10 protein-coding genes are annotated in these 12002 nt (G+C 67.5%); 2 read left to right on the forward strand and 8 right to left on the reverse strand.

Features of this window, described 5'->3' with window-relative positions:
- Positions 1 to 44: 44 nt before the first annotated feature.
- Both AWC19_RS23790 and AWC19_RS23795 read left to right on the forward strand, forming a co-directional pair.
- The gene (locus AWC19_RS23790; protein ID WP_085080540.1) at positions 45 to 911 is read left to right on the forward strand and encodes a rhomboid family intramembrane serine protease; all 867 of its coding nucleotides are present in this window, start codon (positions 45 to 47) and stop codon (positions 909 to 911) included.
- Entirely contained in the window at positions 908 to 1369 is a 462-nt protein-coding gene (locus AWC19_RS23795; protein ID WP_085080541.1) for an SRPBCC family protein, read from the forward strand. Before AWC19_RS23790 ends, AWC19_RS23795 begins: the two co-directional genes overlap by 4 nt.
- A 21-nt stretch (positions 1370 to 1390) precedes the next feature.
- Here AWC19_RS23795 and AWC19_RS23800 read toward each other — a convergent pair whose 3' ends face one another.
- The 8 genes from AWC19_RS23800 to AWC19_RS23835 are packed head-to-tail and all read right to left on the reverse strand — an operon-like array spanning position 1391 to position 11899.
- Positions 1391 to 2533, reverse strand: a complete 1143-nt coding sequence (locus AWC19_RS23800; protein WP_085080542.1) for an NDMA-dependent alcohol dehydrogenase — start codon at positions 2531 to 2533, stop codon at positions 1391 to 1393.
- 47 nt (positions 2534 to 2580) lie between these two features.
- On the reverse strand, positions 2581 to 4002 hold the full coding sequence (locus tag AWC19_RS23805; protein ID WP_085080543.1) for an aldehyde dehydrogenase family protein: 1422 nt from the start codon (positions 4000 to 4002) through the stop codon (positions 2581 to 2583).
- Positions 4003 to 4017: 15 nt separating this feature from the next.
- Positions 4018 to 5730 carry a thiamine pyrophosphate-binding protein gene (locus AWC19_RS23810; protein ID WP_085080544.1) on the reverse strand — a complete coding sequence of 571 codons (1713 nt, stop codon included), beginning with the start codon at positions 5728 to 5730 and terminating at the stop codon, positions 4018 to 4020.
- A gap of 2 nt (positions 5731 to 5732) precedes the next feature.
- Positions 5733 to 6878: a CaiB/BaiF CoA transferase family protein gene (locus tag AWC19_RS23815; protein WP_085080681.1), complete on the reverse strand. Its 1146-nt coding sequence runs from the start codon at positions 6876 to 6878 to the stop codon at positions 5733 to 5735.
- Positions 6879 to 6897: 19 nt separating this feature from the next.
- Positions 6898 to 7833, reverse strand: a complete 936-nt coding sequence (locus AWC19_RS23820; RefSeq protein WP_085080545.1) for an SDR family NAD(P)-dependent oxidoreductase — start codon at positions 7831 to 7833, stop codon at positions 6898 to 6900.
- Complete coding sequence (locus AWC19_RS23825; protein ID WP_085080546.1) at positions 7834 to 9681, reverse strand: flavin-containing monooxygenase; 1848 nt, start codon at positions 9679 to 9681, stop codon at positions 7834 to 7836.
- A complete protein-coding gene (locus AWC19_RS23830) occupies positions 9678 to 11054 on the reverse strand; it encodes an aromatic ring-hydroxylating oxygenase subunit alpha (protein ID WP_085080547.1) in 1377 nt (458 codons plus the stop codon). The genes AWC19_RS23825 and AWC19_RS23830 overlap by 4 nt, the downstream gene beginning before the upstream one ends.
- On the reverse strand, positions 11054 to 11899 hold the full coding sequence (locus AWC19_RS23835) for an SDR family NAD(P)-dependent oxidoreductase (protein ID WP_085080548.1): 846 nt from the start codon (positions 11897 to 11899) through the stop codon (positions 11054 to 11056). Before AWC19_RS23835 ends, AWC19_RS23830 begins: the two co-directional genes overlap by 1 nt.
- Positions 11900 to 12002: the final 103 nt, after the last annotated feature.

A 12002-nucleotide genomic window follows, 5' to 3' on the forward strand; every position in this document is an offset into this window, starting at 1 on the left:
CGCGACGGTCCGCAAAACAGCTCGCCGCGGGCGAGAATGGTCCGGTGAGTGCTCCCAGCGCACCGGGGTCGCCGGCCGAGGCCCCGACCTGTTACCGGCATCCCGGGCGCCCGACCTACGTGCGCTGCAACCGGTGCGAACGCTACGCCTGCGGGGACTGCATGCGCGCCGCCGCCGTCGGTCACCAGTGCGTCGAGTGTGTCGAGGCCGGCGCCCGCTCGGTGCCGCGGCCGCGGACCCGCTTCGGCGGTGTGCAGCGGTCGGCCACACCGGTCGTAACCTATGTGCTGATCGCGATCAATGTCGCGGTATTCATCGCCCAGATGGCGTCGGGAAACCTGGAGAAGCGGCTGAGCCTGTGGCCGCCGGCCGTCGCCGACGGCCAGCTCTACCGGCTGGCGACCGCGGCGTTTTTGCATTACGGCCCAACGCATTTGCTGTTCAACATGTGGGCGCTGTACGTCATCGGTCCCCCGCTCGAGACGTGGTTGGGGCGGCTGCGTTTCGGCGTGCTGTACGCCTTGAGCGGCCTCGGCGGATCGGTGCTGGTCTACCTGATCTCGCCGCTGAACACGGCGACGGCGGGCGCCTCGGGCGCGATCTTCGGCCTTTTCGGTGCCGCCCTGGTGGTGGCCAAGCGGCTCACCCTTGACGTCCGCTGGGTGGTCGCGGTCATCGCGGTCAACCTGGCCTTCACGTTCGTGGTCCCGGCGATCAGCTCCCAGCGGATCAGCTGGCAGGGACACGTGGGCGGGCTGGTCACCGGCGGCCTGGTCGCCGCGGCCTACGTCTACCCGCCGCGACGACGCCGCACCCCGGTCCAGGCCGCGGCGACGGTCCTGGCGTTGGCGGCGTTCGCCGCCCTGGTCTGGTGGCGCACAGCCGATCTCGCAGCGGAGCTGTTCGGATGAGCTGGTGGGTCGCCCACGCCGAGCGGGCGCTGTCCGAGGACGTTCCGGCGCCGCCGGACGCCGTGCGCGACTTCTACGCCGACCTCGACAACATCGGGCTGGTGCATCCGCTGATCGTGTCCGTGCGCGCCACCTCGCGCACCCAAACGCCGGGCGGGTACCTGCAAAGCTATCGGGTGGTGGACCGGGTCCCGTTGGGGCCCTTCAGCATTCGAATCACGTATCGGGCGCGGCTGCGCGTTTTCGCCGACGGCGACGTGCTCACGGAGGCCGATCAGTCACCGGGCGTGCGGCTGCGCGGGAGGGTGAGCTTCACACCGATCGAGGGCGGCACCCGGATCACCGAGCGCATCCGGATCGCGGCGCCCCGGCCGCTGGCGGCGATCACGACGCGCGAGGCGGTCAAGGCGCACGCGGCGATGCTGGCCGGAATCCGCCGCCACTTTGAACCCGCGTGACCCGGCGGGGGCTTTCGGGCGCTACGCGCCGGCGAAGTCGATGATGCCGCGAATGTTGCGGCCCTCGCGCAGGTCCGCGAACGCCTCGTTGATCTGCTCCAGCCGGTAGTGCCGGGTGACCAGCTCGTCGAGCTTCAATGCGCCCGCCTGATACAGCGACAACAGCATCGGCACGCTGGTGCGCGGATTCATCCCGCCGTACAGCGCTCCCCTGAGCTGTTTGGCCGACAGCGTCATCTCCTGCAGCACCAGCGGGACCGGCGGCTCGGTGAACGGGGTGATGCCGGTGAGCACGCACACCCCGCCTTTACGGAGCAGCGTCATCGCCAACGGCAGCAGGTCCACGCGGACCACGCCCGGACAGACGACGACGCGGTCCGCCATCAACCCGTCGGTGATGTCCCTGACCAGCGGCACCGCTTCGGTGGCGGAGGCGGCGGTGTGCGTGGCGCCGAAGATCTTGGCCGAATCCCGCTTGGAATCAACCGGATCCACCGCGACGACGTATTTCGCGCCGACGGCGCGTGCCCCCTGCAGGGCGTTCATCCCGACGCCGCCGGCCCCGATGACGACGACGGTGTCGCCGGGTTCGGTGCCCGCCGACACCGTCGCCGACCCCCAGCCGGTGCTGACACCGCACGACACCAGCGAGGCGGCATGGAAGGGGATCGCGTCGTCGATCTTGATGACCGACCTTTCCGACAGCACCGCGTATTCGGCGAACGTGCCGAGTTGGCCATAGGCCAACAGGTTTTCGTCGCCGAGATGCCGGCGGCACGTTCCATCGGTGGGCATCTCCCGCACGAACAGGCTCGCACCGATGTCGCAGATATAACTCTGTCCGTTCACGCAGAACCGGCAACTGCCGCACGCGGGGATGAACGACAGCGCCACGTGGTCCCCCGGCCGCACCGTCGTCACGCCCGGCCCGACTTCCGCGACGACTCCGGCGCCCTCGTGACCGCCCAGCAGCGGGAACCAATCCGGCGCGGGCGCACCGCTTGCGGCCAGCGACTCGGGCGTCGGCACCACGTCGCCGGTGAACAGATGGTCATCGGAATGACAGATCCCGGCGACGGCCATCCGCACCAGGACCTCCCCGCCGCGGGGCGGGTCCAGATCGATCTCGCGGATCTCCCAGTCCTCGCCGACCCCGCGGATCACGGCGGCACGACATCTCATCGCGGCCTCCCTCGTGGTGAAATGGCCCGTTAAGACGCGTAGCCCAGCGTGCTTTTGACCTCCAGGTATTCGTGGAACCCGAACTCGCTCCACTCCCGGCCGTTGCCGCTGTGCTTGTAGCCGCCGAACGCCGCGTTCATGTCGAAGGCGTGGTTGATCGTCACCCAGCCGGCACGGATCTTGCGGGCGACCTGCCGCGCCTTGTCGATGTCGGCGCCCGAAACATAACCGGCCAGGCCGTAATTGGTGTCGTTGGCGATCTCGACGGCCTGATCGATGTCGTCGTAGCCGAGGATGCACAGCACCGGCCCGAAGATTTCCTCGCGGGCGATCGTCATGTCGTTGGTGACGTCGGCGAAGACCGTCGGCTTGACGTAGTAACCCTTGTCCAGGCCCGCCGGCCGGCCCGGGCCGCCGGCGACGACGGTCGCGCCCTCCTCGATACCCTTCTGAATCAGGCGCTGGACCTTCTCGAATTGCGCCTTCGAGGCCACCGGCCCGATCGCGGTCTTGTCCTCAGGGCGGCCCACCTTCACGTTTTCGGCGACCTCCCGGGCGATGCTGATCGCCTCGGCCATCCGCGAATTCGGGACCAGCATGCGCGACGGCGCGTTACAACTCTGCCCGGAATTGGGCATCATGTTGGCCACGCCGGCGCGGACGCTGTCGGCGAAGCCCGCGTCGTCGAGGACGATGTTGGGGCTCTTGCCGCCGAGCTCCTGGGTCACCCGCTTCACCGTGGGGGCGGCGTTCTTGGCCACCTCGACGCCGGCGCGCGTGGACCCGGTGAACGACACCATGTCGACGTCGGGGTGGCTCGCGAAGGCCACCCCGACCCCGGGGCCGTCGCCGTTGACGAGGTTGTACACCCCGGCCGGAACGCCCGCCGCGTCGAGGATTTCGGTGAAGATGTAGGCCGAAAACGGCGCCACCTCGGACGGTTTCAGGATCATCGTGCACCCGGTCGCCAGCGCCGGGTACACCTTGACCGCGATCTGATTCAGCGGCCAGTTCCACGGTGTGATCAGCCCGCAGACGCCGATGGGCTCCTTGGCGATCAGCGTGGACCCGTGCTGTTCTTCGAAGGGGAAGTTCTTCAGCACGTCGATCGCCGTCACCAGGTGACCTAGCCCGAGTTGCACCTGCGGGCCGGCGGACAGCGAGGGCGGCGCGCCGATCTCCTCGGTCACCGCCGCCGCGAGATCGTCTGCGCGCTTGCCGTATTCGGTCAGAATCGCCTCCAGCAGATCGAGGCGTTGCTCGCGACTGGTTTGCGACCACGCCGCGAAAGCGCGCCGGGCGGCGTTGACCGCCACGTCGACGTCGGCGGCCGATCCGAGCGAGATCCGCCCGGAGGCCTGCTCGGTCGCCGGGTTTTCGACGTCGAAGGTGTTGGGTCGCACCGGGTCGACCCAGCGGCCGTCGATGTAGAACTTGAGGTATTCGCGCATGACATCATCCTTCTCTCACTGGGTGCCTTCTGCGTACCAGGTGCGGAATCGGTCGTACTTGGGCATCTCCTCGGAATTGGCCTTCGGATCGATGCACACGTGCACGACACCGACTTTGCCACTGGCGTAGGCGCGTGCGATCGCCGGGCCGATTTCCTCTTCCTTCTCGACGTACTCACCGTGGCAACCGAAGCCCTCGGCCACCTTGTCCAGCCGCACGTCCTTGCTCCAGTGCACCCCGGGCTGCGGCGAGGGCTGAGAGAAGGTGCGCTTGTACACGCCGACCTCCAGGCCCCACTGATGGTCGACGCCCACCACGCACACCAACGGAACATGCTGGCGCGCAGCGGTTTCCAGCTCGGCGATATGGAACAGGAATGCCGAATCGCTGGTCAGCAGCATCACCGGCCGGTTACCGCCCTCGGCGACGGACGCTCCGATCGCGTACGGCAGGCCGGTGCCGAGGTGGCCGAAGTTCTGGTTCCAGATGACGTCGCGCGGTTTGGACTGCGAGTAGGTCCACTGAAAGATCACGGTCGCGCCGCCGTCGCGCACCAGGATGCCGTCGTTGAGTTCGTTGAATGCCTTGGTGGCCTCGACGACAAAGCGCGCCGGGTGGATCGGCGAACGTCCGGATGGCGCCGATTCCGCCATGTCCGCAAGCTCTTTCGCATCTTTGTCGATCAGGGTCTGCAGCGCCGGCGCCGGTTTCCGCGGCGCGTCCCTGAGCGCCTCGACCAGCTGCGGGACCACGCCGCGCAGGTCGCCGACCAGCGCCACGTCGACCTGGCGGTTGACGCCGATGGCGGTCGGGTCCTGCTCCACGACCACCCATTTGCGGTTCGCGTCGTTGCCGGCCCAGTGCTGGGTCCGGCCGTAGTGCATCGGCTCGCCGAGTTCGGTGCCCAGCGCGACGCACAGGTCGGATTGTTCGACGGCCTCGTTGGCGGCCGGGGAGAACAGGTAGGGGAACGTCCGCTCCTGCAGCCCCGGGATGTACGAGGTGCCGCCGGATGTCTGGATCACCGGGCAGGCCATCAGCTCGGCCAGCTCCCGGACCGGCTGTTGGGTGCGGGAGGTGTGCACGGCGTGGCCGACCAGCAGGATCGGGTTCTCGGCCTCGCGGATCAGCGTGACGGCCTCGGCCACCTCGCGGGTGCCCGCGCCCTGGTTGACCAGCCGATACCGGTGCGGCGGCAGCGGATCGGCGGCGTCGAGCTCGGCGAGGATGACGTGCGACGGGTACTCGACATAGGCCGGGCCGGGCCGGCCCGACATCGCCTGCCGGATCGCCTCGTGGACGATCTCGTCGGTCTGGTCGGCGTACTCGATGGACGCGCTGTACTTGACCGACGACGCGAAAAGTGGCTCCTGGCGGACGAATTGGATGCGTCCTCGCCGGACCCTGCGCTCGGTGATGCGGGCGCGCTGCCCGCCGAGGAAGATCACCGGCGAGTTCTCCACGAGCGCGCACTGGATCGCCCCGGCGATGTTGGCCATGCCCGGGCCGAGCGTGCCGATGCACAGCCCCGGTCTGCCCGTCATGCGCGACGCCGCCTCGGCCATGAAGCCCGCGCTCAGCTCGTGGTGCGGCGCGACCACCGACCAGCCACGCGATTCCGCCTCGAGGAACATGTGCACGAAGTTCGGGTCGGGGATGCCGAACAACGTGTTGACGCCCTCGGCCTCGAACAGGTCGAGGATGCGTTTGTAGACGGGCACGGCCATGGTCAGAATTCCTTTCCGTCGCGAACGGACACGCCGAGTTCGGCCAGCACGTCTTCGGTGTCTGCGCCGAGCTCCGGTGCCGGCCCGGCAACCCGACCGGGGGTGCGGGAGAACCAGGTGGGTACGCCCGGGAAGCGCACCGGTCCGTGCGGGGTGTCCACCGTCTCGAACATGCCGACGGCGTTGAGATGCGGATCGTCGAAGAGCGCGTCAGGCGTGTTCAGCGGCGCCGCCGGGATCTCGAGTTCTCGCAGCAGCGCTAGCCATTCGGCGGTGGAGCGCTCTTTCATCGTCTCGGCCACCAGCCCGTAGATGGTGTCGATCTGGCCGACGCGCTGTTCCAACGTCGAATACAGCTCGCTGGCCCACGGTGGCCGCACGGCATTCATGAAGGCGTTCCAGTGCTTGTCGTTGTAGATCAGCGCGGCGATGTAGCCGTCGCTGGTGCGGTACGGCCGTCGGTTGCGCGCCACGGTGCGCGGATACACCGCGGGACCCAGGGGCGGGTCGAACATTGCGCCGTTGGCGTGCTCGACGAGCATGAACGACGCCATCGTTTCGAACATGGCGACCTCGACTTCCTGGCCCTCGCCGGTCCGTTCGCGGTGAAACAGCGCCATCATCGTCGCGTAGAGTGCGGTCAGCCCGGCGACCTTGTCGGCCATGATGCTTCCGACGTAATCGAATTCGCCGGTCAATTGCTGTTGCACCGCGGGCAGGCCGCATTCGGCCTGGATGGTGTCGTCGTAGGCGGGCCGGTCGTGATCGGGTCCGCGTCGCCCGTACCCGTAGCAATTCGTGTAGACGATCGCCGGGTTGATCGCGGCGACGTCGTCGTAGGCGAAGCCGAGCTTGGCGATTGCCTTGGCGCGCATCGAGTGGATGAACACGTCGGCCGTCTCGACCAGCGCGCGCAATGCGTGCGTGCCGGCGTCGGTGTGCAGGTCGAGCACCACGCTGCGCTTGCCGCGGTTGACGTTGACGAACACCCCGCTCATGCCCGGCGCCGGCCCCACCGAGACGTAGCGGGTGGTATCACCCTGTGGCGGTTCGACTTTGATCACGTCGGCACCCATGTCGGCCATGATTTGCGTGCAATACGGCCCCATGACCATTCCGGTGAGGTCGATCACGCGCACCCCGGCCATCGGTCCCGTCCGCGCCCGGCTAGCCATGGAGTACGCCCCGGTCGTTGGAACGGTGCGCGAGTTCGAAGCTGTAGCGGAGGTGCTCGCCGTGACCGTCGGGTACCACCGGGAACACCAGCGGAGCGTCGACGTTTCGAATCGCGTCGAGGTGCTCGCCGACGCCCTCGACCGTCCACACCGGCCGATGCACGCCGGGGCCTTCGGCGACGACCGCCCGGGCCACCCGGCCCGCGAGCGCGATGAACACCTCGCCGGTCACCGAACAGGTTTCGTGCGAGAGCCAACCCACCACGGGCGCAACCAGTTCCGGGTCCATCGGGGGGTAGGCCGAGGTGTCGATCCCGGCGGCCATCCGCGTCACCGCGGCCGGCACGATCACGTTGCAGGCCACGCCGTCGGCGGCGCCCTCGAGGGCCGCCACGTTGGCCAGCCCGATCACGCCGGCCTTGGCGGCCGCATAGTTGGCGACGCCGTGGTTGCCGTACAGTCCGCCGATCGACGACGTCAACACGATGCGGCCGTAGCCGGCGTCGCACATGACCGGGAACGCGGGCCGCACCACATGGAATGCGCCGCGCAGGTGCACATCCAGCACCGCGTCGAAGTCCTCGTAGCTCATCTTTCTCAGGGGCGCTCGGCGGACGATCCCGGCGTTGTGGATGAGAACGTCGACGCGGCCGTAGGTTTCGAGCGCCATGTCGATGATCGCCTTGCCGCCTTCCGCGGTGGCCACCGAGTCGGTGCTGGCGACGGCCTGGCCACCGGCGGCGGCGATCTCACGAACCACCGCCTCGGCCGGGCCGGCGTCGCTGCCCTCGCCCTCGAGGTCACCGCCTGGATCGTTGACGACCACGTTGGCGCCCCGGGACGCCAGCAGCAGGGCGTAGCAGCGACCGAGTCCCCTGGCGGCTCCGGTGATGACGGCGACGCGCCCGTCGAATCTGAGCTCCGCCATCTAAGTTCCGAGCACCAGGCCGTTCAGATCACCCGCGGCGCGCCATTGCCTCAGCAGGTCGTCGAACGCGTAGAAACCGGGCGAGTAGGGCTCCCCCAGAAACGAGCGGATGCCCTCCCCGCCGCCGCCGCCCTCGTTGTTGTAATAGCCGGGCGTGCAGGTGACTTCGAATGCCGAGTTGTCGACGGCGAGTTCCCGGATCGTGGCGACCCAGTTGTCCTGAGCCTCTTGACTGGGTTCGACGGTGGTGGCGCCGCGCTTGATGGCTTCGGAAATGATGTAGGCGATGTGCTCGGCCTGCTGCTCGAACATCGCGGTGGTGTTGGCCGAGACGCCGCCCTGCAGGAAACCGGTGTGGAACTGGTTGGGAAAGCCGCGGGTGGTCATGCCGTGCAGCGTCTTGTAGCTGTCGCGCCAGTGATCGAAGAGCGAAAGGCCGTCGCGGCCCTGGATCGCTTCGATCGCGTAGCGGCGGCTGATCTCGGTGGAGATCTCGAAGCCGCTCGCGAAGATCACGCAATCGACCTCGTACTCGACGCCGTTGGCGACTATGCCGTTCTCCGTGAGCCTTTCGACCCCCTTGGACTGCGACACGTCGACCAGCGTGACATTCGGGTTGTTGAAGGTCGGCAGGTAGTCGTCACTCGAGCAGGGCCGCTTGCAGAGGAACCGATAGTACGGCTTGAGCGCTTCGGCGGTTTCGGGGTCCTTGACGATGTCGGCGATACGGCGCCGCAGCCGCTCCATGATCTTGTAGTCTTCCTCCTCGCGAATCGCCATGATCTGCTCGATGCTAAGCGACGCCGGGTCGCCGCTGGCGGCGATCCGGGCGGTCATGTTGCGTCCCAGCTCCGTCCAGAAGTCGCAAACCTGGTCCGCCGCATCGAACACCACGCCCTCGAACGGCGACCACCGATGGAAATTGCGCTTGCGTTCCGCCTGCCACCCGGGCTGCAACGACTTCGCCCAGTCCGGATCCGTGGGCTCGTTCCCGCGCTCGTCCACCGACGACGGCGTCCGCTGGAACACGTAGAGGTGCTGAGCGTCCCGACCCAGGTGGGGAACCAGCTGGACACCCGTCGCCCCGGTGCCGACGAGGGCGACCCGCTTGTCGGCGAGCTTGTGCAGCCCACCGCTGGCGTCGCCGCCGGTGTAGTCGTAGTCCCAGCGCGCCGAGTGAAAGACGTGACCCTTGAAGTCCTTGAGCCCGGGGATGTTGGGCAGCTTCGGCCGGTTGTACGAGCCCTGCGTCATCACCACGAAGCGCGAGCGGATGTCGTCGCCGCGATTGGTCTGCAGCCGCCAGCGGCTGATCGAGTCGTCCCAGCGCACCGTGCGCACCTGGGTGGAGAAGATCGCGCCGTCGTAAAGCCCGAAATGCTTGGCGATGCGGCGGCAATGCTCGTAGATCTCCGCCCCGTCGGCGTACTTCTTGCTGGGCATGAAGTCGAGCTCTTCGAGCAGCGGGATGTAGCAGTACGCGTCGTTGTCGCACTGGATTCCGGGAAAGCGGTTCCAATACCAGACGCCGCCGACGTCGCCGCCCATCTCGATGATGTGCACGTCGTCGACGCCGGACTTCTTCAGGTAAACGCCCGCCAGCAGGCCGGCGATGCCGCCGCCGAGGACCGCGACCTCGATGTCCTCGGCGATCGGCGCGCGCGGGGTCACCGGCGTGTGGGGATCGACCTCGGCGAACTCGGCGAAATCGCCCGCGAGTTCCAGGTATTGCTTGGATCCTTCGGGGCGCAACCGCTTGTCGCGCTCTTGCAGATACTTCTCGCGAAGCGCCTCGATGTCGATGTCTTCGGGGACGTCGGTCGGCCCGCAGCCGTCGGAATTCGTCATTGAAGGTCTTTCGGCTCTCCGGTGCCCATGTACTTCGACAATTGGTAGTGCAGGTTGACGGTGCTGCGCTCGCGGTACGGGTTGGGTTTGGTGCCGGGGAAACCGAGCGATTTCATGCCCTGTTGCACGGCGGCCATGTTGGAGAAGTCCTGGGGCAGGACCGAAAGCCAGCGCGGATCGCCCACCGGTGTGTACTCCCATTCGGTTTGCGGCTCTTGGCCCTTCGGGTACAACTCGAAGACCGACACCTCGAAGATGCACTTGTTCGGGTCGTAGCTGGGATGGGGGCGCGCGCTGTAGCACAGCGCGACGGTCAGGCCCTGGCCGATCTGGAAGTTCGGGAAGATCTGCCAGGCCGTACCCGCCTGCCCGAGAATGTCGGCCGGAATCGTCGGCCAGATCACGCCGCGGGCCGCGTCGTCGCGGCGCGCCGAGGACAGCCAGTGCTCGAGCACCTTGTCGGGAGGCGTGCCCTCGGGCAGTTCGTCCACCAACCGTTTGGCGGCGTTCACCAGCGTCTCGGTGGTGGAGGTGTTGGTCTCCTCCATCGTGTACACCTGCATCTCCGCGGTGGAAATTCGCGGGTCGCCGGTGCCCAGCCGGATCTTGGACTTGGTGGCCGCCATGTCGTCGGGCGCGTCGTAGCCGATGTTGCTGTGCTTGCCCTGCGCCTTGGCCCAGCCCTTGAACTCGCCGAACTTGTTGAACTCGGGATGGGTGGTGTAGACGTGATAGGTCTCGTTGAAGGCCTCCAGCGCGACCTTCCAGTTGCAGTCGAAGTACAACCACTTGCGCCACTTGTAGCGCATGTTCTCCAGGCCGAACGGTTCGAGGATCTTCGCGGCGGGAAACAGGTAGTCGGCCAGCGGCTCGCAGTCCGGGTCCATGTTGATCCACAACCAACCGCCCCACGTGTCGACCTTGACCGGCCGCAGGCTGGTGTTCTGCGGCGTCAACGCGCCCTGCCAGTCCTGTTGCTCGCGGATGTGCGTGCACGCGCCGTCCAGGCCGTAGGCCCAGCCGTGGAAGCCACAGACGAACGACTTCCGGGCCCGCCCGCGCGCGTTCTTCGCACCCTCGGGGGTGTCGATCAGGCGGCGGCCGCGATGCATGCAGACGTTGTGGTGCGCGCGAAAGTCGTTGTGCCCGGTGCGCACCACGATGATCGAGTCGTCGAGGATGTCGTAGGTCAGGTAACTGCCGACCTCGGGCAGCTCTTCGACGCGGCCGACCTGTTGCCAGACTTTGCGCCACAGCCTGTCGCGCTCGGCGCGGGCGTACTGTTCGCTGATGTAAGCCTCGACGCCGATCGTCATCGGCTTCGAAAGCTCCTCGGGCGCCGCGGTATTCACGTCAGGGGCCAGATCCGTCATCACATCCTCCTCATCTCGGCGCGGAAGGATTCGTCTTTGAGGAACAATGGGGTGTTGTCGTCGCCCAGATGGCTCCACTTCAGGTCGAGCCCGCCGTCGACCAGCAGCGTCTGGCCCGTGATGTAGCTCGACAGGTCCGAAAGCAAGAAAAGGATGGCGCCGGCCTGTTCCTCGGGCCGCCCGCGCCGGCCCATCGCGATCGCCCGCCGATCCCGATCCGGGTCCTCGTCGACATAGGTGCGCGAGGCCGCCGTCTCGGTGACGCCGGGCGCCACGGCATTCACCCGAACCCCCGCGAGCGCCAACTCCAGCGCCATGGTGCGGGTCATCGCCGCGATCGCGGCCTTGGCGGTCCCGTAGGCGATGTGAAACGGCGCGCTGTTCATGCCGCTGATCGAGGAGATGGACACGATCGACCCCGGTTGTTGCCGGGCGACGAGTTCGGCCGCCACGGCCCGGCTCATGAAAAACGCCGTCTCGAGGTTGTCCGTGAAGATCTTGCGCCAATCGGCGCGTGTCACCCGGGTCGACGGCATCCATGTCGAGGGTTCGGCGCCGCCCGCGACGTTGACCAGGCCATAGAGGCGCCCCTCGGCGCGCCGCGCGTGGTCGATCACGGTGGCGATGCCCTCGTCGGTCGACGCGTCGGCCGCGACGGGGAGCACCGCCAGGCCCCGTTGCGCGAGCGGCGCGATGTGTTCGTCGAGGTTTTCCTTCGATCGGCTCACCGCGATCACGGTGGCACCGGCCCGAGCGGCCATCGCGGTGACGGTTGTGCCAATGCCGCCTCCGCCTGCACCGGAGACAACCACGACGCGACCGCCGAGCCCGAGAAGATCCGCCATGACCTGCTTTCCCCGCCGGCACCATTGTCCGGACAAGCTATCACGTTCTATCTATTGGAGAACACTATTCCCATTTGGCGACTGGGCTGTCAAGGTCGGTCGC

Source organism: Mycobacterium palustre (assembly GCF_002101785.1).
Taxonomy (GTDB): domain Bacteria; phylum Actinomycetota; class Actinomycetes; order Mycobacteriales; family Mycobacteriaceae; genus Mycobacterium; species Mycobacterium palustre.